Source organism: Hydrogenophaga sp. IBVHS1, assembly GCF_002127265.1.
GTDB lineage: Bacteria > Pseudomonadota > Gammaproteobacteria > Burkholderiales > Burkholderiaceae_C > Hydrogenophaga.
In genome coordinates this window covers 1754624-1781383 of the sequence record NZ_NFUU01000001.1, presented here as the reverse complement: position 1 = coordinate 1781383, position 26760 = coordinate 1754624, and the positions used below count along the sequence as shown (strand labels likewise).

Below are 26760 nucleotides of genomic sequence, written 5' to 3'. Positions count from 1 at the left end.
GGTCAGCTGCTGCCCTGTCCAGCCCGCATGGCCCGTCGCCGCGACATCGCATCGGTGCGCATCTGCGCGCGTTCAGCAGCCTCCGCCGCCACCGTGGCCGTGTCCTGCGGACGGTCGTCGAGGTGCTGCGCCAAGGCGGAAAGGGTCGGGAACCGGAAGATGTCGGTGATGCTCAGGCGCGTGGAGCCCAGGGCCTGTTTGATCTCGCGGTGGGCCTGCACGGCCAGCAGCGAATGGCCGCCGAGCGCAAAGAAGTTGTCCTTGGCGCCCACCTGCGGCACGCCCAGCACTCGCGCCCAGACCTCGGCGATGGTTCGCTCCACATCGTTCTCCGGCGCCACGAACACTTCGGTGCGTTCGCGCAGCGTGTTTTGCGAGGGAGCGGGCAGGGCCTTGCGATCGACCTTGCGGTTGGGCGTGAGCGGGAATTCATCGACGGTCACGAAGTGCGCGGGCACCATGTGTTCGGGCAGGCGCTTGGCGGCCCAGTCGCGCAAACGGTCTGTGGCGAAGCCGGAATCGGTGCGCAGGTAGGCCACCAGGCGAACATCGCCGGGCTGGTCCTCGCGGGCCACCACCACCGCCTGACGCACGCCTTCAGCGGACTCCAGCACGGCTTCGATTTCACCCAGTTCAATGCGGTAGCCGCGGATCTTGACCTGGAAGTCAGCGCGCCCGAGGAAGTCGATGCGGCCGTCCGGTCGCCAGCGCGCCAGATCGCCAGTGCGGTACATGCGGGCGCCGGCGGGCGCAGCGCACTCCGGGCGCACGAAGGGGTCGGCGGGGAAGCGTTCGGCGGTGAGATCCTCGCGCTGCCAGTAGCCGCGAGTCACGCCGTCGCCACCGATGTAGAGCTCCCCAGGCACGCCCACCGGCACCGGCTGGCGGTTTTCGTCGAGCACGTACATCTGCGTGTTGGCAATGGGGCGCCCGATGTTGACCACCGCTTCGCTGGTGCTGGCGGTTTCGGTGGACGACCAGATGGTGGTCTCGGTGGGGCCATACATGTTTTCGATGACCGCCCTGGTGACCTGGCCCAGCTCGGCCACGAGCGTGCCGGGCAATGCCTCGCCACCGATCATGAGCAGCTCCACCTGCCCCAACGCGGACCGGGCCTCGTCGTTCATGGCGATCATGCGGGCCATGCTGGGGGTGCACTGGAGGTGGGTCACGCCGTGGCGCAGGATCTGCGCGGCGATGGAGAAGTCGTCCTCGGCCACCGTGGTGGGTTGGTTGGTGCGGCGAAGCACTTCAGCCAGCGGCACCAGGCTCTCGAGCACTTGCTGCGTGGGAATACCGTAGTCGATCAGGCAGGCCACCTCGCCCACCCCGATGCGCTTGAGCTCTTCCACGCGGGCCAGACAATCGTCCACGGTGCCGAACAGCCCTGAATCTTCAAAGTAGCGCAGAAAGGCGAAGTCGAGGATGGCGTCCATCTCCTCGTCGTTGAGGGAGCGCAGGTCGAGGTCGAACGGGTTGTTCACGCCGACGGGTTTCTTGAAGGCAGGGAAAGCCCAGGCGTACTGCTTGATGAGGCCTGCGGCACTTCGCAGGTAGTCTTTCATGGGTTCGCGTGCCACGCTGCGGGCCTGCTCGCGGTCGCTGGCAATGAAGGTGTGCAGCATCAGTGTGACGGTGAAGTTGGCCGGGTCGTGGCCGGCGTCCCGCAGTGCTTGGTGGTAGATCTTGATCTTGCCGCCGACCTCGTCCACCGTCTGCCCCAGCAGGTGGGTCAGCACATTGGCGCCGATGGCTCCCGCTTCTTTCCAGGTTTCCGGGTTGCCTGCGGTGGTGACCCAGATCGGGAGTTCCTTCGATACAGGGCGTGGCTGCGTGATCACATCGAAGGGTTTGCCATCGGCTGTGGGGAATGGCACCGCCTCGCCACGCCAGAGTTTGCGCAATTGGTCGATGGTTTCGAACATTGCCTTCTTGTTGTGCGGCGGGGTGTTCTGTGGGCGCAGCACGAAGTCGTCGGGCTGCCAGCCAGAGGCAATGGCCAGTGCTGCGCGGCCGTTGGTGAGGTTGTCGATCACCGCCCATTCTTCGGCGATGCGCGCCGGGTGGTGAAGCGGCCCCACGCAGCTGCCCGCGCGCACGCCGATGTTCTGCGTCACGGCGGCCACGGCCGCGCCGGTGACCGAGGGATTGGGGTAAGGGCCACCGAAGGCGTGGAAGTGACGCTCTGGTGTCCACACCGCGCAGAAGCCGTTGCGATCGGCGAACTTGGCGCCTTCGAGCAGCAACTCGTATTTCTTCGGACCCGCTCCGTCGTCGTTGCCCCAGTAGTACAGGCTGAAGTCCATCTTCTGCGCCGACACCGGCGCACGCCCGCTGGAGACGAGCGCGCGGTTCTCGTCGTTGCTGAGCACCAGCTTGAAGCCGCGCGCCAGGGTGTAGAAGAGTTCCAGCACCGAGATGTCGAACGACAGGCTGGTCACCGCCAGCCACACGCCGGGCGGGTCGTGGCGGATGCGGTCGTCCATGCCACGGAAGAAATTGGCCACGTTGCGGTGTTCCACCATCACGCCCTTGGGCCGACCGGTGGAGCCCGAGGTGTAGATCATGTAGGCGATGTCGGACGGCTGCACGCCGCTGTCCGGATTGCTGTCGGGCTGGGTGGCAATCTGCGCATCCTGATCGATCACCAGCACCTGTGCCTTGTGCGCAGGCAGGCTGGCCACCAGCGCTGAAGCGGCCACGATCACCGGTGCGCCGCTGTCTTCGATGTACAGCGCCACGCGGTCGGCCGGGTAGGCCGGGTCCAGCGGCACGTAGGCACCGCCGGCCTTCTGGATGGCGAGTGCGCCGATCAGAAGCTCCAGCGAGCGCGGGGTGTACAGGCCGACCAGCGTGCCGGGCTTGACACCCATGCCGATCAGGCGGTGAGCCACGCGGTTGGCGCGCGCGTTGAGTTCTGCGTAGCTCAGGGCGGTGCCTTCAAACACCACGGCAGTGGCTTGCGGCGTGCGTTTCACCTGCGCTTCAAAGAATTGATGCACACAGGTGGTGCGCTCGTAATCGCAACGCGTGGCGTTCCAGCCGTAAAGCACCTGCTCGCGCTCGGCGCTGGACATGATGGGCAGCATGCCCAGCGTCGTGTGCTGAGCCGAGGCTTCGCCGAGCGCGTCCAGCACCCATTGCAGGCGTTGTGCGAGGTGGTTGGCAGCGTCGTCAGGCAGGCGGTTGGCGTCGTGCCACAGGGTGAGGTTGCCTTCAGGCGTGCATTCGACCGTGACGACGCTGCCTTCGATCGCGCCGCCCTCGAGCGAGAGCCCGACCTGCGGCACCGAGAGCCCCTTGATGGCTGGGTCGCGGACCACGAGGTCCAGCGCGAACGCGGGCTGTCGGCGCGCCTGAGCCAGCACGACCGAGCAATGTGCGACGAATTCCGGGAAAGCGGTGTCCCCAGCAGCGGCCAGGCGCAAAGGCACCCAGCTGGACAGGTAGCCCGGCGCTTTGGGGGCGGCAGGGTCGCGGTAGGCAAGGTCGAAGGCGGTCTTGCCGCTCACGCGGGCCACCCAGGCGGCCACCGCCGCCAGCAAACGGTCGCCCGATAGCGATGCGGGCACTTTCAGGCCCGTCTGGCGCCAGTGGGTCGCACCCTGGGCGGCGAGCGCCGAGGGCAGGTCGATGGCTTCGGGTGACTGCAGGCAACGGCGCCAGGTGGCTTCGCCAGCCACAACCTGGGCCATCGCATCTGTGAGAGCGTGCGCCGTGACCGGGTCCAGCAAAGGCAAACGGGTGCCAGTGCGGGTCACCGTGGAGGGGCACACAGGCTGACCCTGCAGATCGCGCAGGCCGGTCAGGCGCACCGGCACAGAGGCGGTGCCCACCACAAGGCCCGCTGGCGTGGCTTCGACCACTTCACCAGGCGCGGCGGCGCCAGCCGAAGGTTCGGCCACGCCACCGGTCACCAGCAGCACCCGGCCATCAACCTCCACCTTCGGGCAGGTCAGTGGGTTCCAGTACGTGCTGTGATCCAGCGCGCACACCAGTGCCACCAGCGTCGCGGCGGGCTGAGCAAAGTCGAGCCGCGCGGCGGCGGCGGGGCGGTCCAGGCGGGCGTGGTAACTGCGCTGGCTCAGGTCCTGCGGGGTGCGCTTCAAGCCAGAGCCGCGCAGGTCGACGAGCAGCTCTGCAAAACTCTCCATGGCGGCTTCATAGCAGCGTGTGTTGAGGGTGAGCGCTGTTTCGTTGGGCGCCATGTCAAACAGTTTCTGCTTGACGATGTCGCCTTCGTCGATGCCGCCTTCGATCAGGTGCCAGGTCACGCCGTGCTGGCGTTCCTGCTCCAGGATGGCCCACACCGGCGCGTTGAGGCCGGCGTGTCGGGGCAGGGGGCCATCGTGGAAGTTGATGGCGCCGTGCCGCGCCTGGTCCAGCACGGCCTGCGGGATCACGGAAAGGTTGGCGATGCTGAACAGCCAGTCGAATTCGAGTCCTGCAAGGCGCTGGGCCAGGTCCTCGCCCGGCATCTCCACCCGAAGCCCCAGGTGCACAGCCCAGCTCCGGATGTCGGCATTGCGCGTGATCACCGCACCGATCCGGTCACCTCCCTGCAACAGGCGCTCGGCGCATTGGATCAGCAGGGACTCGTTGCCCATCACCACACAGGAGAAGTTGCTCATGGATCGCTCCAAAGACTTAACAAAAAAATCAGGTCGACTCGGTGGGCCGACCGCCCACGAGCCTGCGCTGCCACAGACTGCGAAATGCGTGAGAAACCAGGTCTCTCAGCAAACTGTCGGGGCCGGCACCGCGTCCACGGCCCAGCTGCCGTGTGCGCTGGACCAGCGACCCCATGACAAACGCCAGTGTGGCCAGGGCGGCGTAAACGACGCCGTGGTTCTTGGTGAAGTACCACAGGCGCGAGTCGAACCAGTAACCCGGTCTGCGTTTCCAGGTCTTCATACCGGTGGAGACTGAGCCGATGTGCATGATCCGGCTCTCCTTGACATACCGGACGACCCAGCCAGCGCGGCGAGCGCGCAGGCAGAGATCGGTTTCCTCGAAGTAAAGGAAATACCGCTCGTCGAACAAGCCAATCTCGTCCAGCGCCTTGCGCCGAATCATCAGACTGGCGCCGGCAAGCCAGTCGACGTCCATCGACTGCGCAGGCTCCGGAATCGCCACGATGTACCGGCGCAGCAGCCGGGAAATCGGCCCCGTGACGGCGGCGGATTCGAACTCGCTAAAGATGGTGGGGAAGCGGAAAGCAGTGTTGTGAAACACGCCGTCCTGGCCAAAGGTGTAGCCACCTGCAAAGCCGACTTGAGGATTTGCGATCATGGCGTCGAGCAGAATGCGCAACGCGCCGGGCTCAAGAAACGCGTCGGAGTTGAGCAGGTAGACGAAGTCGGGTGCCGAGCCATCGGGAAGGCCCAGCCGGATCCCGATGTTGTTGCCGGCACCGAAACCACCGTTGTGGCCCGAGGCAACCACGCGAACCCGATCCCAGCCACGTGCGGCCACGGTGTCGCGGATCTTCTCAAACGACCCGTCGCCGGAGTGGTTGTCCACGACGGTAATGGCACCTGCAATGTCCGCCGTTTCCCGCACCGCCACATCCAGCGCCTTCAAGGTCATGTCGGCGGTGCGGTAGTTCAGCAGCACGGTAAGGACAGTGGGTCCGTTCTTCATGTCTTGAGACCCGTTTCAGCTTCGTTGATGCAGTTCTTGATGTGGCTGGCGAGCACGCGAACGTTGGGTTCCAGCACCATGGAGTCGTGGTTGCCGGGCACTTCAACCACGCGCAGTGCAGGCATGTAGCGCGTCCAGTCGTTGTCGTCGTAAACGTATTCGCGGGCTTCGCTCACCCAGCGTCCCCCAGTGACCCTCCAGTGGCGGTCCAGCGGAGGTCGGAACAGCACAGCCGGACCTTCCCATGACCGAAGCGGATACGCTGGCAAAGCGGCACGGAATGCGGTCTCGATTTCGGCGTTGTGCAACTGATGGGCGCTGGCAGTGGGAGCCGCACTGCCGCGGCGGCGCTGCAGTTCCCAGGCAATCCGGCGCTGCACCCATTGCTTGAGGAAGCGCAGACCACCCTGGCGCAGGTCGGCCAGTTTGATGAGCAGTTTGTCGGGCCGCGTCAGGGCAGGGCGCATCGGCAGCGGCGTGTCCAGCAGCACCAGCAGCGACACTTTTTCACCCGCCGCTTCGAGCTGGCGCGCGATCTCGTAAGCGGTGATGCCGCCGCCCGAGAAGCCACCCAGCAGATAGGGGCCGTGGGGTTGAACCTGGCGCATCTCGGCGATGCAGTCGGTGGCCGCTTCCACCAGGGTGTCGTGTGGCTTCTGGTCGCCATACAGACCACGCGCCTGCAGGCCATAAAACGGACGCCCCACACCAATGAGTCGGGCCAGGTGGCGCAAGTTGAGCACGTTGCCGAACATGCCAGCCACCAGGAAGAACGGCGTGCGTTCGCCACCTTCACCATCGTGCATGGCGACCAGGTGTGTAAAGCGCCGCTTGGGTGCGGAGCTTGTCGGCGGCGCGCCAGAGGCAGCAGCTTCCCCGGTGTCCGTGTCGCCGATGCGCTCACGAATCATGGCTGCGCACAGCGCGATGGTGGGCGCCTCGAAAAGCACAGAAATGGGGAACTCGACGCGGTAGGCCTTCTTCACCATGGCGAACAGCCGCACCGCAATCAGCGAGTGGCCGCCCAGATCAAAGAAGCTGTCCTCCACACCCACCTGGTTCACACCCAGCAGTTCCTCCCAGAAGCCCACCAGGGTGCGCTCCACGTCGTTGCGTGGCTCCACATAGTCGCTGTCGAGGTCGGGACGCTGGAATTTCTGACCCGAGCCCGCGTCGTTCGCCATTGCCTGGCCGGCCTGACGGATCAGCGCGTCCAGGTTGATGGACGACACCACCACCTGAGGCAGACCGGTGGCCAGTGCGCGGCCAAAGGCATCGGCACCTTCTGCCGGCAGGATGCCCTGCGAAATGTTGTGCTGCAGCTGCTCTTCGGCGGGCGACAGCCGGGCTTGTGCGTCGGCATGGCCCGCGTCGGCGAACACCAGTTCGCGCGCGTCAAGCCGGCTGGTGGAGGCTGCAAATCCGCCTTCCTGCAAGCGTTTGATGGAGAAACCCAGCACCTCTACACACACTTCGCCCTGCGCGTCGCACAAGCTCACGTCGAACACCGCAAACGGCGCGTCGGCCCGGTTGTCCTGCGCGTTGCGCACCCAGCTCCAGACCTGGGCTGGCAGCGCGCGGTGCACACGCACTTCGCGGTACGACACCGGCACCCACAGGTGGTCGGGGGCATAGCCCGCAATCAGGCGCATGGCCCAGCCGGTGGCCAGATCCAGCAGCGCAGGGTGGAGCAGGTAGCCATCGGCAAGGTCGGCATGGAACTCGGCCGGCAGTTGCAGGCGAGCGATGCCTTCGCTATCGCCATAGGCCACCGACTGCAGCACGCGCCAGCGCGGCCCGAAATTCAGATGCTGTTCTTGCGGCGAGCGCAGGCCGGCTGCGTCCGATTCGTGGTGCTGGGGGCAGCGAGCCGTCACGCCTTCGATATCTACTGTCTGCGCGGCAGGCAACTCGCCTGGCACCAGCGTGGCCTGGGCATTGAGCTGAAAACCCTGGCGTCCCTCGAACATCACGTCGCTGCGCACTTCGAGTGCGTAGCCTTCGTCGCTGCGTGCGAGCGTCACGCGCACCGCGCGGGCCTGCTCGTCGTGCACTTCCAGCGGGCGGAAGAAGTACAGGTCCTGGATGGCGAACGGCCCGCTCTCGCCATTGCCGCGCAGGGCCTGGGCCGCCAGTTCCAGGTAGCCGGTGCCGGGCAGGAGCGCCTGACCAGAAGCGGTGCGGTGGCCGTCCAGAATCCAGCGCTCTCGGGTGCGCCATTCGGCGGTGAACAGGCGGTGGCCAGCGGCGTCGAAGGTGGTTTCATCCAACAGCGGGCTGCCTGCAGGATGTCGTGGCGCAGGTGCTGCCTCACCCAGCCGGCTGGCGAGTGCACTGGCGGCCATGCCCACTTCGTTCCAGATGCCCCAGTCGATCGTCTGCACCCGGGTGCGGCCACCCGCGCGGCTGTGCGCGTAGGCGTTGAGGTATTCGTTGGCGGCTACATAGTCCACCTGGCCCGCCGGGGCGGTGACGGTGCTGGTAGAGGAGAACAGCACCATCTGGTCGATGCTGCCATCGGGAAAAAGCTCGTGCAGGATCTGCACGCCATGCACCTTGGGCGCAAACACTTCCTCCACAGCGCCAGATGTCTTGGTCAGCAAGGGGCCGTCGTCAACCACGCCGGCTGCGTGCACCACCAGGTGAATGCGCCCGAAGCGCTGGCGAGCCTGCTCCGCGGCGGCCTGCATGTCTTTGACGTTGCACACGTCGGCGGCGACCACCAGCACTTCAGCGCCCAGGCTCTGGAGCCTTCTCACCGCCAGTATCCGCTGCACCTGCGTGGCCGGGGTGCTGGCACTGCGCAAGGCGACGTCCCAGGTGTCAGAGGCGGGCAACGACTGTCTGGCCAGCAGCACCAGGCGAGCACCTTTTTCGCGCGCAAGGCGTTCGGCCACGGTGAGTCCGATGCCGCCCAGGCCGCCCGTGATGAAGCACACCGCAGCGTCTGGCAACTGGGCCAGGGGCTGGGCTTCGGGCAGGGCCAGCGGCGCGTAGCCCAGTTCGAATCTTTTGTCGCCGCGAAGCGCTGCCACTCGATTGCCCGCTGTGGAGAAAAGCTCCTCCAGCACGCGCTCGGTCAGGGCATTCAGCAGTTCAGGCTGGGGCTTGGCGCGCCAGCCTTTATCCAGCACAGGCAGGCTCACGTCGAGCACGCTGCAGGTGAGGCCTGGCAACTCACGCGGGGCCACACGGGCCGGGCCCATGAGGGTGGCTTTTTCGGGGTAGGGCAGGGCCTCGCCGCGGACGCGTGCCGCACCAGTGCTCAGCACCGTGAGGTGCAGCGGCTTGGGAAGGTTCTCTTCGGCCAGTGCCTGTGCCATGAACAGCAGGCTGAAGAAGCCCTGCTCGATGTTGCGGTGGAAGAAGCTGCTGCCTGGGCGGAAGCGCTCTTCTCGGGTAACCAGCCAGGCGTGCACGATCTGCTGGGGTGGGTGGCCAGTGGCCATGAGATCGCGCACCAGCTCGTCGTATCCCTCGCGGCCCCGCTCTGGCGCCAGCAGGTATTCATGCTCGCTCACCCGGGCAAACACGTCGCCCGCACGCACCAGCGTGACACGGTGACCGGCTGCGCGCAGGCGCTGCGCCAACGATTCCGTCAGGCCAGCCTCGTCCATGAACACCAGCCAGCTCTGCGGCGTCGTGCTGGCAAGGTCCTGCTCCACGTCAAAGTCCACATCGGCCTGGCGTGGGCGCCAGCGTGGCTGGAAGCCCCATTGACCCACATCGTCCTGGCGCACCAGGTGCACGGGTTCGGCCGCAGCATGTCGGGCTTCGCCGGGTTCGATGAAATACGGTTTGCGCTGGAAGGCGTAGGTGGGCAACGGCACGCGATGTCGCCGCGCCTCGCCCCAGATGGGCTCCCAGTCGACCTTCACGCCGGTGGCCCACAGGCGGCCCAGCGTGCCCAGGAACCACACGTCGTCGGCAATGGCGTGTTCGGCGTGGCGCAGCGAATTGATGACCTGGCCTGAAGGCACGCCGTTGGCCTGCGCCAGCGAACCCAGGGCTTTGCCGGGGCCAACTTCGAGGTACACGCGGCCGCTCACCTTCATCAGCGCGGCCATGCAATCGGCGAATTGCACGGTGTTGCGCAGGTGAGCCACCCAGTACAACGGGTCGGTGGCCTGCGCGGCGCTCAGGGTGTTGCCGTCCTTGTTGGAGAAGATGGGCAGCGAGGGCGCGCTGAGGCGAATGCTGCGCAGGTAAGCCTCGAAGCGCGCCAGGATGGGTGCGAGCATGCGCGAGTGCGCGGCGATATCGATCGGAACGCGCTGCGGCTCCACCTCGCGGGCGCGCAGCTCGGCTTCCAGTGCATCCAGTGCGTGTTGCGGACCAGAAACCACGCACAGCTCGGGCGCGTTCACGCTCGCCATGTCGAGCTCGCTGCCCAGCAGGGCGCGCACTTCAGCCGCTGGCAGCGGCACGCTGAGCATGCCGCCCACCGGCACCGTGTCGAACAACTGCCCGCGCAGCAGCACCAGGCCAATGCAGTCTTCAAAAGACATCACGCCGGCCAGACAGGCCGCCGTGTTCTCGCCCATGCTGTGGCCCACCAGCGCCGCCGGTTTCACACCCCAGGACATCCAGAGTTGCGCCAGCGCGTATTCCACGATCATGATCAGCGGCAACTGCACGGACGGACGCTTGAGCTTTTCGACCGCTTGCGCGTGCTGTTCGGGTTCGGGCAACCAGAGCGCCCGGATGTCGTAGTCCAGCTGGCGCTGCAGCACCTCAAGGCCGCGGTCCATCCAGTCCTGGAACACGGGCTCGGTGGCATACAGCTCGCGCGCCATGCCAGCGTATTGAGCGCCGCCGCCCGGAAACATGAAGACCACCTCGGGGTCGTCGCCCAGGTGGCTGTGGCTGAAGACCCGACGGGTGTCCGTACTTTCCAGCAGGGTGGCGGCTTCCTCAAGGGTTTCGGCCACCAGCACGCGCCGGTGTTCAAAGGCGCGACGGCCCTGCTTGAGTGTGTAAGCCACATCGGCCAGGGGCAGCTCGGGGTGGGCGCGCAGATGAGCCGCCAGGGCCTTGGCGTTGGCATCGACCGCTGCACGCGAGCGCCCAGATACCACCAGGAGCTGGAAGGGCCAGTCCGACGGCTCGCTGGGCGCTGTTTCGGGCGCCTCTTCCACCACGGCATGTGCGTTGGTGCCCCCCACGCCGAGGGAATTCACGCCCGCGCGGCGCGGGCCCTTGTGAGAAACCCACGGACTCAGCGTGTGATTGACCTGGAATGGGCCGCCTTCGAAATCGATCGACGGATTGGGCCGCTCGTAGCCCAGGCTCGGTGGCAGCTCTCGGTGCTTGAGGGCCAGCGCCACCTTGATGAGGCTGGCAGCACCCGCAGCGGTGTCGAGGTGACCGATGTTCGTCTTGACCGAGCCGATGCGGCAGAAGCCCGTTTCAGACGTGGTTTCCTGAAAGGCCTGCGTCAGCGCCGCCACTTCGATCGGGTCGCCCAGGTAGGTGCCGGTGCCATGGCATTCCACGTAGTCGATGGTGTCTGCGCTTACGCCTGCCACAGCCTGCGCTTCGGCAATCGCCTTGGCCTGGCCATCCACGCTGGGCGCCAGGTAGCCCGCTTTCGCGGCACCGTCGTTGTTGACGGCCGTGCCCTTGATGACGGCCCAGATGTGGTCGCCGTCGCGCAGCGCATCGGCCAGCCGACGCAGCACCACCACGCCCGCGCCCGATCCGAACACCGTGCCTTGGGCGCGATGGTCGAAGGCATGGCAATGGCCATCGGGCGACAGGATCTCGCCCTCCTGAAAGATGTAGCCGCGCGCATGGGGCAGTTCGATGGTCACGCCTCCGGCCAGAGCCATGTCGCACTCGCCACCCAGCAAGGCCTGGCAGGCGTAGTGCACCGCCACCAGAGAGGTGGAGCAGGCGGTCTGAATGTTGACGCTGGGGCCCTTGAGGTCAAAGATGTGGCTGACCCGGGTAGAGAGGAAGTCCTTGTCGTTGCCGGTGTGGCGCAACAGGAACATGCCGGTGTTGGCCACCAGATCCGGGTTCGAGCAGATGTTGAAGTAGAAGTAGCTGCCCATGCCGCAGCCGGCATAGACGGCTATGGAGCCGGGAAAGTTTTCGGGGGGATGGCCGGCATTTTCAAGCGCCTCCCAGGCCACTTCCAGAAACTGGCGGTGCTGCGGGTCCATGATGGCCGCTTCCTTCGGGCTGAAGCCGAAGAAGTCCGCGTCGAACTGCTCGAATCCGTCGAGCACAGCTGCGGCGGGCACGTAGTTGCGGTGCCGCATGCGCTCCGGGCTCTCGCCGGCGGCGAGCAGCTCGGTTTCTGTCAGTCGGCGGATGGATTCGATGCCCTGGCGCAGGTTGGACCAGTAGGCTGTCGGATTGGCCGCACCCGGCAGGTGCGCTGACATGCCGACGATGGCAATGTCGTTCGATGCTTCTGATCGCGTGTTCAAACTGTGCTCTCAGGTACGTTGCCCGGTGTATACCCCCCATGGGTCAGTAATTATGACTCGACAGTTTGTTACAACAGTGTGTGCTCGATCACGCTTTTGGGGTATCAGAGGCCGTCGAAAACGAGCTGTCACCGAACTGACTGTTCCCTGACTGGCTGTTCCTGAAATTGATGTCGCCAAGAACGCCGTACTGGCTCCGGTCGTTCAGCACTTCGTCCACCAGATGCACATCGATCAGCCGGGCTTCAGCAGCAAATCCGTAAACGAGGGCCGTGTCGCAAAGGATATTGATGCTGCGGGGAATGCCATGTGCGGCTCTCGCAATCTTCGACGTGGCCAACGGCGTGAACAACTGGCGCTCCCGGCCAGCCACCTTGAGCCGGTGGTCGATGTAGTCCCCGACCTCCACCGAGTTCAGGGGGGAAATGTAGAAATCGGCCGCCACCCGCTGGGCGAACTGCTGCAGCTCCGGACGCTGAAGGAGCGTGCGCAACTGAGGCTGCCCGACGAGCACCACCTGCAACAGCTGATCCTTGTCCGCGTTGATGTTGGAGAGCATGCGCAGCGACTCCATCGCCGCCGGATTGACGTTCTGAGCCTCGTCGACGATGAGCACCACTCTGCGCTGCTGGCTGTACTCGTTGATCAGAAAACGCTGAAAAGCGTCGTAACGCGCCACCGGCGACATGCTGTCGTAGGGCTGGCCGAAAGCCAGCATGATCCACTCCGTGAGATCGGCCAGGTCGGGATGCGTATTGGTCACCAGACCTACCTTGACATCGCTCCCAAGGTTGTTCAGTAGACGACGGATCAGCGTGGTCTTGCCACAACCGATCTCTCCACATATGACGGTGAAACCCGCCCGGTTATGGATTGCATACTCCAGCATGGTGTAGGCCAGCGAGTGACGCTTGCCCATGTAGAGGAAGTCGGGGTCGGGCTGGATGGAGAAAGGTTTCTCGCGCAGACCGTAAAACGATTCGTACACGCTCTAGCGCTCCACTCATCTTTTTTTGGTTGCCAAATGGCAGTTCCAACGGTGGCACCGGTGGACATGAACCTGAGTTGAGTCTACCTGAAGCATCCCGGCAGACGACTCGGCCAGCAGTTTGATTCCTCCCCATCTGAGTTGGTTGCACAACCAGGTCGGTGGCGTGAAATTGTTCCCTATGGCTGGAGTCTTGGCTGCGGAACAATATGGGCATGAATATGCTGTCTGCACTGGCACGGCATCAGCTCGCCCGTCCATGTCCACTTGGGCAAGTTCAAAAACTCAGATTCTCTATTCTCCTGCGGAGGGCGCCTCGTTGAAAATTGCATATTTGATGAACACGTATCCTATTACCAGCACGACTTTTATCCGTCGTGAAATAGAGAGTCTTGAGAGTTTGAATCTGGAGGTGAAGCGTTATGCGGTGCGCAACTGGGATGATCAACTGGTCGATCCTCTTGACATCGCGGAACAGAAGCGAACGCATTATCTTCTGACCAAAAACATAAGTGGGCTGTTGGCGGCATTTTTTCTGGTGTTGGTCAGTCATCCAGCCGGATTTCTTCGTGCACTTCGGATGTGGCTGCAGGTTTGCAAGAATGCGGGCGGAATCAGCGTCAAGCACATCGCTTACTTTTTGCAGGCCACCTATTTCTACCGTGCAACCCAGCTTGAAGGTATAGCGCACGTACACAGCCACTTTTCTACCAATGCAACCACGGTTGCGATGCTGGCGCATGCGATGGGCGGAAGCAGCTACAGCTTCACAGCGCATGGTCCAGACGAGTTTGTTGATCCTTCGTTGCTCAGTATCGCGCTCAAAATAAAGCATGCCAAGTTTGTAGTAGCAATCTCAAACTATTGCAGGGTTCAACTGATACGCTTCAGCAGCTATGAATATTTTGGCAAGATAAAAATCATTCACTGTGGACTGAAACTGGAAGATTTTTCGCCAGACTATTATTTTGACGAAGCAAACGAGAACCTCGTGTGCGTTGGACGCCTATGCCCACAGAAGGGGCAGCTGCTCATACCTGAAGCAATTGCAATCCTGAAGGATGAATTTCCAAACCTGAAGGTGCATTTTGTAGGCGACGGGGAGTCAAGAGCCGCGCTGCAGGCCGCCATTGAAAAATACGGCGTGTCACGCCATGTCGAAATGCATGGCTGGAAATCCAATGCCGATGTCAGGCTGATGATCGGAAAAAGCCGCGCTTTTCTACTGCCCAGTTTCGCTGAAGGCCTGCCCGTGGTTATCATGGAGGCCTTTGCACTGGGACGACCCGTCATATCCACATTCATTGCCGGAATTCCCGAACTGGTGGACAACACCTGCGGCTGGATCATCCCCGCTGGCTCCGTTGACGATATCGCAATTGCCATGCGGGGTGCTTTGAAAGCTTCGCCGCAACAGCTGGCAGATTTCGGAAGAGAAGGGCGAACTCGAGTTGAGTTTGAGCACAACCTGAAAAAAATTGCAGTTCAGTTACACGATCAATTTTCAGAAGTTGCCGAGGCGGTGTAAGGAGCGGCGCACCACTTTTTCAGACGCGGAACGCGAGGAATAGCCCATGTCGAATGACGAGTTTGCAAAAAGTTGCCTGTCGTTGCCCGATGACGCGCCGATGCTCGTGAGGAAAGCGCTGGGATTGCCCCACGGCGCGCCGCTTCGAATCGCATACGTTTGTGGGCCCGGCGACGCGGTGGGAACTTTTGAGCATTGGATGCGTGGCATGCACGATCCGCGCACCCCGGTGATTGCCTATTCAGCAATGTTTTATTCATTGGTGGAATCACTTGATGCGCGTGCGTTGCTGCTGGTCGAACAAGATCGTCAGCCCAACGCCACAGACCCTCGATTCAGTTTTGTTCACACTGCACATCCGCGCGGACGTCGTGGACTGGACTACCGCCGCGATCAAGCCGCCTTTACCCGCTCCGTCCTGCAAGCCTTGTCGGCTTGGCCGGCCGATGTCATCGTCGTTGGGACCGACGCTCCTGCCTCCCTGGTTGCGCGCCTTCCCCGCGAGTCTCGGATCGTTCTGACTGCTCACAACGTCTTTTGGCCCATGGGTGCCGTGCATGGTGTGCCTTCAGTCGTGTCTTCCATCGTTCCGGCGCGAGATCTTCTGGACGGCGCTTGCCAGGTTTTCCCCGCCAATGATGTGGAGGCCCTGACCGAGATCCTGAGATCTCTGGCCGGAGATCGCGCAGCGTTGCGCGCGCATTCCGAGGCAGCGCTGGCACACCGCCCGCAGTTTCTTGACCGCTCTCGGTCGTGGGGATCTCAGCTGTACAAGGCGATCCTGGCCTGACTGCTTCTGACTCAGTTGGCGCATTGCGCTCATCGGCGCGGTGCAATCGATCAGCCGATCTTCTGCAATTGAACCTGCTCGCCTGTGGATTGCGAAGCACTTGAGTCTGGCGACTACGTCACGAACCGCGATCATTTTTCTCAGAAGTGGCAGTCGGTACGTACCAAATGGCGTGTCTGCGTGAATGATCATGCCCTGTGGCTTTACCTCCAACCGTGTTCTTGAATCCCTTGATGATTGATACCTGCACCATCTGTGGTCTGCGCGTTTCCCGCGGCAGCCTGCAGACCCATCTTGCTGAAATCAAGCGTCGCGCTCAGCACGGGGAGGGCGCCTGGCTACTGACCCTCAACACCGAAATGCTTGCTCGTAGCGTGCGCGAGCCAGACTACATGCGCTTGATGAGCACCGCTGACGTCATCACTGCCGATGGCATGCCCTTGGTCTGGGCCTCTCACTTCAAGGCCGATGGAGGCCCTATTGATGGCCGGACGACTGGTGTCGATCTGGTTCACGCCCTTCTTCAATCAGACGATGTGCCCGCCTTTGCCATCATTGGAGGCAAGGCGCCGTGGGTGACGGTACAAGCGTATGGGCCACGGGCCGTACAGGCCTGCAAGTATGTGTTTGAAGACAAGGTGGATCTGTCCGAGGCCCAGCTCTCTACCTTCTGCATGGAACTGGCGCAGCGCGAAGTCAAGGTCGTGTTCATCGCACTCGGGGTGCCCAAGCAGGATCACCTGGCATCCGCGTTGCGAAAGCGACTCCCCAACCTGGTGCTCACTGGTATTGGCGGCAGCTTTGAAATTCTGAGTCCTGGGGGTGGACGCGCACCCGCCTGGATGCAGAGGGCAGGTCTGGAGTGGTTTTACCGATTCGGCAAAGAGCCGGCGAGGCTTTGGAGAAGGTACCTGGTCAGCTACCCCGTAGGGGTCTGGCACTTGTTCAAGGATTGCCTGGTCTCTCGGGCATGATTCTCGCGAGGTTCTCTCCGGCCGCATCGGCGCACACGTGGCTTCGTCTGGCTGATCTTTCTCCCAACGTTGATTTCATGTCTCTCCATCATTGCAGAGTGCTCACCATTGCCTGTATGGCCAACCGGACCGGATGTCTGGCTGGAGAGGGCGCATGAGCACGTCAATAGCCGTCGTCGTCATTGGCCGAAACGAGGGCGAAAGATTGAAGCGGTGCCTGGCCAGCGTGCAGGCACAGGTCGCGCGCATTGTGTATGTAGACAGCGGATCAAGCGATGACAGTGTGGCTCATGCCCGCAGCCTTGGCATTGAAGTCGTTGAGTTGGACACAAGCGTCCCATTCACTGCCGCGCGCGGTCGAAATGCGGGGTTCATGGCGCTGCATTCATCTGGCCAGATGCCCGACTTTGTTCAATTCATCGATGGCGACTGCCTGCTGGCACCGAACTGGATCTCGGCGGCACTGGCACATGTGAGCGACCGACCGGAACTCGGTATCGTGACTGGATGGCGGTCCGAGATCGACCGCAACCGCAGCGTGTACAACGCGATGTGTGATTTCGAATGGCATCGCCCCGCAGGTCCAATCGAAGCTTGCGGCGGAGACATGATGGTGCGCGCCCCGGCCTTCCATGCTCTCAAAGGTTTCAACCCGCAAGTCATTGCCGCCGAGGATGATGAATTCTGCGCGCGCTTGCGCAAGTCGGGACTGCGAATCGAGCGGCTGCCGCTCTCCATGACCCGGCACGATGCCGCCATGACGCGGTTTTCTGAATGGTGGCGGCGATCGGTGCGCAGCGGGCATGGTTTCGGCCAGGTCGGCGATCTGCACCCCGATCATTTTCGGCCTGAGCGGCGACGCGTATGGCTCTACGGCTTGATTCTGCCGCTGGTGTTTCTGACTGGGCTCACACTGACGCTGTTGGGCAAAGTCCTGGCCGGGACTGTGTTGATGGTCGCAGTGCTGGCGGGCTACAAGCTTTCCTGGCTGCGCACTGTACAAGGCCTCGTTCGCTCCGGCCTGCCACTTCGCGAGGCGATGCACCACGGGCTCTATCTCTCATTGTCGAAGTTCCCGAACCTGATCGGGATGCTGACCTATCTGGCACGTCGCTGGCAGCGACGCGACATGAACATCATCGAATACAAGTGATCTCCAAGGACGAACTCGACATGACCGCAAGCACTCAGACCCGCGTGGGCATCATCGGGGCCGGATACATCGCCGCCTGGCACGCAGATGCGATACGCGCCACACCTGGCGCCAGACTGGTCGCGGTGTGCGACCAGTCACGCGGCGCGGCCGAGGATCTGGCTCAGGCCTATGGCCTGCAGGCTTACGGGTCGGTTGACCAGATGATCGCTGCGAATGTCTGCGATGCAGTGCACATACTGACACCGCCTTCGTCCCATCGAGATCTTGCGATTCAGTGCCTGCGCTCGGGGCTGCATGTGCTGGTGGAAAAGCCTGTCGCCACGTCCGCCGGCGAGGCTGAAGAAATGCGCAAGGCCGCTGAAGATACCGGCAAGGTGCTGGCGGCGGGGCATAACTTTCTTGGCCTCCCGTCTTACGAGAGGCTCAAGTCCCTGATGCAGGCTGGTGATCTGGGCCGCGTCTCATCCGTGCAGATCAACTGGTGCCTCCCGCTGGCTCCTCTGCGCTCTGGCCCCTTCGGCTTGTGGTTGTTGCGCGAACCCAAGAATCTTCTGCTGGAGCTTGGCCCGCATCTTTACGCTTTTGCCATCGACTTGCTGGGCGCACCCGAGATCCTGCATCTGGAGCTTGGCCAGCCTATAGCACTTGAGGGAGGCGGAACGCGGCATCAGAGCTGGCGGGTGTTGGCGCGAGTCGGGGATGTAGACCTGAGCTTCAACATCGCGCTGGTTGAGGTGATGGATGACCGCACGGTCACCGTGCGTGGGTCTTCAGCTATTGCGCGTCTGAACTTTGCTGCCGATACGCTGGTGGTCAGCCAGGACAACACCGCCGACCTGGTGTTGAACCCTTTCGTGCGCGAGATGTCTGCAGCGGGGCAGCATCTGCGTGAGGGATTGGTCAATGCTGCGCGGCAATTGACTTCATTGAATCAGAAGTCGCCGTATGGGCTGAGTTTCCGAACTGCCGTGGGCGCCTTTTACGCGGCAACGAATGGAAGGATGCCGCTGGATACCCGGTTCGATTTCACCTGTGCCACTGCTGTGATGCATGCGATAGATTCCACGCTCGCCCGCATGGACACGTCTCTCGCGCAGCCGGCAAAGCCCATTGGCAAGCCACGGCCTACTGTTGTGGTGATCGGCGGCACAGGCTTCATCGGGCGCAACCTCACACGATTGCTGGTGGCCAGGGGCCATGACGTGCGCGTCCTCAGTCGTGGTCGCACAGGACCCTTCGATGACATCGCCGACCATGTGGAAACGGTGCCGGTGTCCTTGCGCGATCTGGAAGGCCTGACCACGGCGATGCAGGGAATCGATGTGGTCTTCAACCTGGCCAAGTCTGTGGACAAGACATGGGAGGCGGCGCTTGAGAACGATGTGGGAACAACCTTGCGCGTGGCCGAGGCAGCGCTGGCAGCGGGCGTCAAACGGTTGATTTACACCGGCACCATCGCGTCTTACGACATGTCCGATCCGCGTCAGGTCATCAGCGAAAACACCGGCTTCGGCAGTGACATGGGCAACCGAAACTTGTATGCCCGATCAAAGGCGGAGTGCGAGGCGCAACTGATGGAGATGCACCGCACGCGCGGGCTGCCCGTGGTCATTGCGCGGCCCGGTATTGTGGTGGGCCACGGCGGGCCACTCCAACATTGGGGCATCGGACGCTGGCACGGGGCGGGTGCCGTGCGAATCTGGGGCCATGGGGGCAACGTCTTGCCCTTTGTTCTGGCCGATGACGTTTCGGAGGGACTTCTGCTCATGATGGGCAACCCCGATGCAGTGGGCCGGTCCTTCAACCTGGTGGGTGACCCCATGATGTCGGCGCGGGATTACTTCGGCGCGATTCACCAAGCGTTGGGGGCGCGCATCACGGTGACATCGGGCTCGCTGCATGCGATGTGGCTGGCTGACGGAATGAAGTACATCCTCAAGCGCCATGTTCTGAGGCGCAAGGGCGCAGTGCGTCCCTCACTGGCGGACTGGAAAAGCCGCGCTCATTTCGCGCGCTTTGACAATAGCCTGTCGAAGAGCCTGCTGGGCTGGGTGCCAGAAGCCGATCGAAAAGCCTTTGTGACGCGCGCGATCGTGCAGGCCAATCTCTTCGGGTTTTAGTACTGCTGGTCAGCGACCGCGCGTCCATTGCTCGGAAGGTCGCCGCATCCGGACGGCGAAAGCCACGGCTGCATAAACGAAGAAGCCCCATGGTTCCCGAAGTGCCATGCCCAGCAAATTACCCATCCCAAGGGCTGGCTTTCCCTCGTTGCGCAGAAGTTCAGGCCACTTGAGCGCGATTTCCTTCACGCCCTGGTCCTGGCGGCGTCTTACTTTCACCAGGTGATTGAAGCCTTCTACCATTGGCCATTCGTAAGTGGCCGGCACTCCCTTGCGTTCATGGGGCGCAAAAAGCAGGCGCACATACGTGTCGTCGGAAATGATGTTGGGGAATCGGCCCCATCGTGCACGGCCTGCATCGTTCACGGCGAACGCCCCGAACCCAGGGGCCTCGCTTCGTGCAAACGGAAGCATTTGCCAGAACCGCGAGTACGCGCGCGTCACCACGGAACGGGCTTGCGATATTCGGGCGCTGCCGCTGGCGTATCGAGGGGCTGATGTGGCGCTCAGTTCTGCTACCAGCTGACGCACAAGACCCGGGCTCACCAATACATCTGCATCGAGATACAGCCGCATTTCGCCTGTGGCCAGATCGTCGCCAACATTCAACGCATTGAGCTTGCCGGGTTGCGCCAGATCGATGACCTGATATGCCCAACCGATGGCAGTGGCTGCGGTCTCGAATGCGCGCGCCACGCCTACGGTGTTGTCCTTACATGCATTTGCGATGATCAACACCTGCACGCTTGCGTCGGTGGGCTCTGAAGCCATGAGTGCCCGCAGGCAGTCCGCAAGATAGCCCTCTTCGTTGTTGGCTGGAACGATGATGGTGAGCCCAGCCCGCTCTCGGCGAAGGGCATCTGGCGAAGGAGATGCAAGAAGGGTCGTCTGCGTCATGAAGCGCTCAATAAAATGGGAGTGGCCCGTAACACTTGATGTCAATGCGGTGTGGATCTTTAGGCTTGCCGAGCAGGTCGATGAAGCAAGGCGCGTTCATGTTCGTCCTTTCACCCTTGTACGCGCACTCCATCCAATCACCATCAAAGAGCCCATTTCAAGCAACCAGTTCAAAGGCAACCCTCCAAGGGTCCAACCCAGCATTTCATCAATGTGGTGAAAGGAGGCAGCCCTGATACCAACAAACACGGTCAAGCCTGTTGCGCCTGTGCAAGCCCACAAGGTCGGTACGGGCGCATTCCAAGCGAGTACCGCCAGTGCAGCTAATGATGTCAAAGCCAGCACCGCAGACGCAGCGATGAATGCCTCCTGGTACTGGCGACGATTGCGATACCACCCGTATTCATGGGCAAGCATGCGAGCCAGCTCGGTTGCTGCGGACTGGAGGTCAAGCTGCTTGTTGATGCCCAGCAAGATCACCCCGACCGTCAGCAATCGCCATATCAGTCTTTCGTGGTCACTCGACACCAGCCGTCTCTGACGCTCGAGACGCAGAACCTTGTGGCATGCCACAGCAACAACAATGTAGAGCGCCACCGTCACCCAGCCACCGATGGTTGGATCGCCCATGCCTGGTGCCCAGCTGCCGATCCATCCCTTCGTTTGCAGACTCATCCCTTATCTTGTTTTGAGCTCATTTGCATGATTACCAGTGCCCGGCGCCCACACCCCTTGCCATTTTCAGTTGAGCGTTCACGTACACGACAAAATCAAAGCCTAACCCCAAGAAAAGTGTCGCAAGCTGTCTTGGCTGCAGGAGTTTTCGCGGATGACCGGCAATGAAACTAACGCGTTTGATCAAATAGTATATGGGTATCCAACCGTATGGCCATTGTGGCAAGCGGGATTCAATCACCGTGGGAAGCCATTGGTCATTTTTAGCAGCATCAGCCAACACAGCGCGCCGCTGAGCTGATGGAATCTCGCTGAGAAAACCATATATTGCGGAATTGATGGCTGAGCCAATAATGATTCTCGTCTGATGGCGTATCAAGGACAATATGGATCTTTCCGAAGCAAAAATGTGAAAAACATCATCACCATCGATTCGAGAAAGATCCTCATCAATTGTCAAAACATCTGTCAGTATCATTGCCCTTATGAAGCCATCCTCCACAGGTAGGCCAATAGGAACATGAAAACACCTGGCTTTAACCGCCGGCATGACGTAAAGCTGGCCGCAGATGGCCTTCTTCCAGTCACTCAGCGTGCCGCTGCCCATCGCAATGACTCTGTCTTTCAACCCCAGATCCGAGGGGCGATAAACAATATCCTTGATCGGCTTCGAATTGACAACATAGAGTTCTGGTCTGGAGATCGATTGGCGAACCAAGCGCAAAAAGCTGTCAGAAGCAGGCAGTTCTATATCCGCATCGGCAAACATCAAAACGTCGGCATCAGACCGGCTTAGCTCGTGCACGAACCTGTTCCAGGTTCGTGACTTTCCCCCTTCAGCTAGTTCGATTACCTCGATGCGGATGTTGAGGCTCCGGGCATTGTGCGGTTCAGCGAAGGTGCGTGCGAGGTCCACGGTGTCATCCGAACAGCCGTTGGCCAACACCAGCACACGCACATCCAGCCCGGTGGCTTCCTGTCGCGCCATGCCAGTGAGTGTCTTGAGTATGTTGCGCGCCTCGTTGTGCGCGAATACGCCGACCTCTAAACGTATCATTGGGCCTCCAGTCTAAGAGCGGGAATGCTTGAAGCTCGGGCGACACCAAGGCGTCGGCGAGAGCAAGTTACTTACGATGCCTGAATTCATGCGCCGAGCGCGGGTAACACATGGACGGACTGTGGATCTGTTCACACCTGCGCCCGCCCGCTTGGATTAACATCAATGTTGTAGCAACAAATTGTGACATGCCCCTGGCACTGACGAAAGCAGCAGAGCGAGAGCGTTCGTGCTGCCGCTGATGCGTCGTCAGATTGCGGGTCTTCCAGCAGTTTGCGGCGGCGGCGAGTATTCGCACCACATCCACTTTGGGAACTTGAACATGAAATCCGCTTTGCAGTCCTTCCTGTTCTTCTGGCTTTCTCTCGTTGGTGCAGCAGCCTGGGCTCAGGCCGCGGCACCTTATCAGCTGCGACACGGCGATGCGCTGACCATCGCCGTCTGGAAAGAAGAGGCACTGCGCATGGAGGTGCGAGTGTTGCCCGATGGCAGCATCACTTTCCCGCTAGCCGGTCGGGTGGAGGTGGCCGGGCTGACCACTCAGCAAGTGGAAGAGCGCATTGCCGGAAAAATCAAACAGTACATTCCAGCCGCAGTGGTGACCGTGTCTGTGACCGGCATCGACGGAAGCCGGGTTTACGTGTTGGGCAAAGTGGCAGAGCCGGGATTGGTGGCACTCATGTCTCCGTCGACGACTGTCTTGCAGGTGCTCAGCCAAGTGGGGGGTGTGGACAGGTTTGCCGATGCCAATGCGATTCGGGTTTTGCGGCAGACGAGCAGCGGGCCCACCGTGTTGCCAGTTCGCTATAACGATTTGATGCGTGGCGCCTCGCTGGAGACCAACGTGGTGCTCCTCCCCGGTGACACCATTCTGGTGCCATGAAAGTGAAAAGCGCCAATACGCTCCTCTGCGCCGGGGCACTCATGTGTGCCAGTTCCACTGGTGCACTAGCGCAGCATTCGGTACGCATCCTGACGGAGGTGGAGCGGATCGAAAATCCTGGACTGCTTAGCGTCAATCTTGGCGGCGCCACGGTGCTGCGTGCGGCCGCTGAATACTCCTATGTGTCGAGTAGCGACCGCATCAGATCCAGGTTCTCCGCGGGAGCGGTGCTTGAACGGTCGAGCAATACCCTGTTGCTGGCGAGCCGCAATTACCCGAGTCTGGGCTATACATGGGCATACAACTGGCCCACCGCGAATCTCGAACTGCGAGCCAATCTGGCTGAGGCTGCCACTCGCAACACGCAGTTTGAGGAACTTGGGCTTGTAACAGTCGACGCCCGCGAGCGAACGGTGGTGACAGGTGCGCAATGGAACAAGGATCTGACGGAGCGCACTCAGCTGAGGCTGGATGTGGCGAACAACCGTGTCAGCTACGACTCGGCTGTGCTGGCGGGCTACCGCGAGCTGGAAATGACCAGCAGGCTATCGTGGGCGCAAAGCGAGCGCACCACTTATTACTTCGAACCGGGCTACGCCCGCCTGACGCCTTTGGGCGCAGGGGCAGAATCGAACCTGACTCGCTGGGCCGTCGGCACGCGAGGGGAACTGTCACCCAATTGGGCACTCGGTGCCTTTGCCGGGCAAGCGCGAGCCAGCGGTGCTGCGTCCATTCGGACTGCTCTGGGCGGTCTGCAGCTGACCTACACCGGTAGCCAGTTGACCTCGGGGATCGAGTGGTCCAGGGACTTGCAACCGGTTGGCACGGCGGCGAGCTACGTCAGAACGGAAGCACTGGGGCTAGTGATGGGTTATCAACTCACGCAGAGCGCCCGCATATCCGCGAGCACCACACGCAGCCGGTCAGGAGGCGTCGCGGGTGGTGTTGGACACCTCACTCGCCTGACTCTAGAAAACGAACTGAGTGAAAGGTGGTCGTCGACGCTGGGCGTTGAAGACCGAAAGTTCAGGGGCGTGACGGGTACCACGGGCAGGGGATGGGCAATCCGCGCAGGGCTGATTTATTTGTATTCTGAGCTTTGAAGGCGATTTCGATGTTTGGTGACTACGAGCTCAGTCTGCATGACTATCTGTCCATCCTGCGGCGACGTGCGCTGGTGATGATTTTGGCGTTTGGGCTGGTTCTGACGGCATCCGTGGTGTTTGCTTTTGTCTTGCCAAGGGTGTACGAATCCACCGCGACCATTCTGGTCGAAGGCCCGCAAGTTCAAGTGCCAATAGCGGACGGCGCTTCCCGACCGCGGCCGGAGGACCGTGTGAACCTTATCCGCCAGAGGCTCATGACGAGAGAGAACCTGGTGCGTGTCGCCGAGAAGCACCAGTTGTTCTCAAAGGACGGCGAGGGTGGCCTTTCCGACACCGATGTCACTGAGGCCATGCGCAGAAGCATCGTGCTGAACGTGATGGGAGGCGGAGATGCATGGACAAATAGGCCGGCGGCAGTTTCATTCAACCTTTCTTTTCAACACGGAGATCCAGAAAAGGCGCAGGCCGTGACCCAGGAACTGGCGGATCTGTTTCTCTCCAACAACCGGCGCGATCGAGTGGATCAGGCCACACGCACTACCGAGTTTCTGACGGCAGAGGCTGAGAGGGTGCGTAAAGAACTGGAGCCGCTGGAGGCTCAGATTGCCGTGTTCAAGTCGCAGCAGGCGGGCGCGCTGCCAGAAAATTCGGCGGTGACGCTGGGTGGGCTGCAAAGCCTGGAGGCCGATCTGCGCAACGTCGAGCGTGACCACCGGCTGGCGCAGAGCGAATTGCGCTCGCTGCAAGTAGATCTGGCCGCAGCCAGAAGAGGTGTGATGGCCCCGGGCACGGTAGCAGAACTCGGGCAGAGCCCGACCGAACAGGAACTGGAGCGGGCGCGTGCCCAGCTGGCGACATTGCGGGCCACTTATTCGGATACGCATCCGGATATCCTGTCGCAGAATCTTCGGATTCAGCGTCTTGAGCAGGCTGTCAACAACGAGCCGCGTGTTCAGACGCCATCAAGAACCGCAGCGAAAGAGCAGGCGGAACTCGCTGCTTCCCGACTGGAAGCACAGGTAGAGGCGGCGAGATCTCGGGTGGATTTGCTGGCAAGTCAGCAGTCGAGTTTGCGGGCGAGCATCGGCCAGCAGCGCGCTCAGGCTTTCAGAGCGCCTCAAGTGGAACGGCAAATGGCGGGGCTGCAGCGCGACTACGATGCCGCCAAAGCCAAGTACGAGGAATTGCGGACACAGTTGTTGTCAGCCCAGGTGGTTGAGAACCTCGAGGGCGGCCTGCAAGCAGAGCGGTTCACATTGCTGGAGCCGCCCCTATTGCCGGAGTACCCGGTCAAGCCCAGTCGCAAAAAGATCGTGGCTGCTGGGTTTATTGCTGCGATTGGTGCCGCGCTGGCGATGGCCTTGTTGCTGGAAACGCTGCTGTCCCGTGTGTGGGGTGCCAGTGCCCTTGCAGCCGCCGTGAATCAGCGCCCATTGGCCGTGATTCCCTACATATCAATTAGCTCCGAAGCACAAGCCGTAGATAGGTGGCGCCAGCGCGCGGTGCCCTTGGCGCTGCTGGGAGGTGTAGTGGTGCTGATGATTGTCCATTTTTGGGTGATACCGCTCCAGAATGCGCTGATTTTTGTTTCTTCCCGCTTGAACTGAGGAACGGTCGCTCCATGGAACGCATTAAAGAGGCCGTCGAGAAGGCCAAGTCACAGCGCGTGGGACTGCAACCGCCGCTGCATGTGGCTGCTGTTCGCACCGCGGCCAAACCTGCAAGCGAAGTAGTCCAGGAATCGCTGCCGGGGACGGACGCAGATGTCCACTATCGACAAACCCCTGTGGTAGAGCTGGACCCCGCGCATCTGGAGAGCCAGCGTATCGTGGCACACCAGAAATCGCACCCCGTTTCCTGGGCATTCGATTTGCTTAGAACGCAGGTTCTTCAGAAGATGGACGAGAACGGCTGGCGGACTCTGGCAGTCACGTCGCCCACGATGGAGTCTGGCAAGACGGTGGTTGCCATCAATCTGGCGATTGGCATAGCGCAGCAGACCAACCGAACTTCGTTGCTGGTCGACTTCGATCTGCGCCGTCCCCGGGTGGCCAGCTCGCTCGGCTTGAACGGAAGAATTTCCCTGAATGAAGTACTGACCGGAAACGCTCGTGTCGAACAGGCCATGGTGAACCCGGGCATACCGCGGTTTGTGGTTTTGCCCACCCTGCAGTCAATGCCCAATTCCGCCGAGCTGCTTGGCTCGAGCAGGGTAGCGGCGCTCATGGGTGAATTGCGCGAACATTACTCAGACCGTATCGTGGTGGTGGATTTGCCGCCGGTGCTCGCTGTGGACGATGTTCTGGCCATTCTTCCGCGCATTGACTGCGTACTGATGGTGGTGGGCAATGGGACATCAACCCGGAAGGAAATCGACGAGGCCATGAGTCGCCTCTCGAAGTTCCAGCTCGTGGGTGTAGTCCTCAATAAAGACGATGCTCCAAGTCGCAACGCCTACTATTGATTCGGTGCCGAATTCGCAGACCCCTTCCCATAACCGCGCAAT

The 26760-nt window shown here is 61.8% G+C and carries 16 protein-coding genes; 9 read left to right on the top strand and 7 right to left on the bottom strand.

Annotated features, from left to right (window positions below; translation table 11 throughout):
* Positions 1-2: 2 nt before the first annotated feature.
* The 4 genes from CAP37_RS08450 to CAP37_RS08435 form a co-directional block, all read right to left on the bottom strand.
* Complete coding sequence (locus CAP37_RS08450) at positions 3-4631, bottom strand: MupA/Atu3671 family FMN-dependent luciferase-like monooxygenase (protein ID WP_086123770.1); 4629 nt, start codon at positions 4629-4631, stop codon at positions 3-5.
* 28 nt (positions 4632-4659) lie between these two features.
* Positions 4660-5643, bottom strand: a complete 984-nt coding sequence (locus CAP37_RS08445) for a glycosyltransferase family 2 protein (RefSeq protein ID WP_218776833.1) — start codon at positions 5641-5643, stop codon at positions 4660-4662.
* Entirely contained in the window at positions 5640-12080 is a 6441-nt protein-coding gene (locus CAP37_RS08440) for a type I polyketide synthase (RefSeq protein WP_218776832.1), read from the bottom strand. Before CAP37_RS08440 ends, CAP37_RS08445 begins: the two co-directional genes overlap by 4 nt.
* Before the next feature lie 88 nt (positions 12081-12168).
* A complete protein-coding gene (locus CAP37_RS08435; RefSeq protein ID WP_086123769.1) occupies positions 12169-13068 on the bottom strand; it encodes an ExeA family protein in 900 nt (299 codons plus the stop codon).
* A 166-nt stretch (positions 13069-13234) separates the two neighbouring features.
* Here CAP37_RS08435 and CAP37_RS08430 point away from each other — a divergent pair, with 166 nt between their 5' ends.
* The 5 genes from CAP37_RS08430 (at position 13235) to CAP37_RS08410 (ending at position 19636) form a co-directional block, all read left to right on the top strand.
* On the top strand, positions 13235-14596 hold the full coding sequence (locus tag CAP37_RS08430) for a glycosyltransferase family 4 protein (protein WP_218776831.1): 1362 nt from the start codon (positions 13235-13237) through the stop codon (positions 14594-14596).
* Between the two features lie 46 nt (positions 14597-14642).
* A complete protein-coding gene (locus CAP37_RS08425) occupies positions 14643-15386 on the top strand; it encodes a hypothetical protein (protein ID WP_086123768.1) in 744 nt (247 codons plus the stop codon).
* Between the two features lie 233 nt (positions 15387-15619).
* Entirely contained in the window at positions 15620-16360 is a 741-nt protein-coding gene (locus CAP37_RS08420; protein ID WP_086123767.1) for a WecB/TagA/CpsF family glycosyltransferase, read from the top strand.
* A gap of 154 nt (positions 16361-16514) precedes the next feature.
* Positions 16515-17513 (top strand): glycosyltransferase family 2 protein, encoded by a 999-nt coding sequence (locus tag CAP37_RS08415; RefSeq protein ID WP_086123766.1) that lies wholly within the window; start codon positions 16515-16517, stop codon positions 17511-17513.
* Positions 17510-19636, top strand: a complete 2127-nt coding sequence (locus CAP37_RS08410; RefSeq protein WP_218776830.1) for an NAD-dependent epimerase/dehydratase family protein — start codon at positions 17510-17512, stop codon at positions 19634-19636. Before CAP37_RS08415 ends, CAP37_RS08410 begins: the two co-directional genes overlap by 4 nt.
* 9 nt (positions 19637-19645) lie before the next feature.
* Here CAP37_RS08410 and CAP37_RS08405 read toward each other — a convergent pair whose 3' ends face one another.
* The 3 genes from CAP37_RS08405 to CAP37_RS08395 all read right to left on the bottom strand — a co-directional run bounded on the left by CAP37_RS08405 (position 19646) and on the right by CAP37_RS08395 (position 22265).
* Entirely contained in the window at positions 19646-20533 is an 888-nt protein-coding gene (locus CAP37_RS08405) for a glycosyltransferase family 2 protein (RefSeq protein ID WP_086123765.1), read from the bottom strand.
* A gap of 96 nt (positions 20534-20629) precedes the next feature.
* A complete protein-coding gene (locus tag CAP37_RS08400) occupies positions 20630-21208 on the bottom strand; it encodes a hypothetical protein (protein WP_086123764.1) in 579 nt (192 codons plus the stop codon).
* Between the two features lie 31 nt (positions 21209-21239).
* Positions 21240-22265 (bottom strand): glycosyltransferase family 2 protein, encoded by a 1026-nt coding sequence (locus tag CAP37_RS08395; RefSeq protein ID WP_086123763.1) that lies wholly within the window; start codon positions 22263-22265, stop codon positions 21240-21242.
* 322 nt (positions 22266-22587) lie between these two features.
* Here CAP37_RS08395 and CAP37_RS08390 point away from each other — a divergent pair, with 322 nt between their 5' ends.
* Genes CAP37_RS08390 through CAP37_RS08375 form a run of 4 tightly spaced genes read left to right on the top strand, consistent with a single transcriptional unit; the run spans position 22588 to position 26718 of the window.
* Positions 22588-23148: a polysaccharide biosynthesis/export family protein gene (locus CAP37_RS08390; RefSeq protein ID WP_179190165.1), complete on the top strand. Its 561-nt coding sequence runs from the start codon at positions 22588-22590 to the stop codon at positions 23146-23148.
* Complete coding sequence (locus CAP37_RS08385; protein ID WP_143435907.1) at positions 23145-24251, top strand: hypothetical protein; 1107 nt, start codon at positions 23145-23147, stop codon at positions 24249-24251. Before CAP37_RS08390 ends, CAP37_RS08385 begins: the two co-directional genes overlap by 4 nt.
* Before the next feature lie 11 nt (positions 24252-24262).
* On the top strand, positions 24263-25861 hold the full coding sequence (locus tag CAP37_RS08380) for a Wzz/FepE/Etk N-terminal domain-containing protein (protein WP_086123760.1): 1599 nt from the start codon (positions 24263-24265) through the stop codon (positions 25859-25861).
* Positions 25862-25875: 14 nt separating this feature from the next.
* Positions 25876-26718: a CpsD/CapB family tyrosine-protein kinase gene (locus CAP37_RS08375; protein WP_086123759.1), complete on the top strand. Its 843-nt coding sequence runs from the start codon at positions 25876-25878 to the stop codon at positions 26716-26718.
* The last annotated feature ends 42 nt before the right edge of the window (positions 26719-26760 follow it).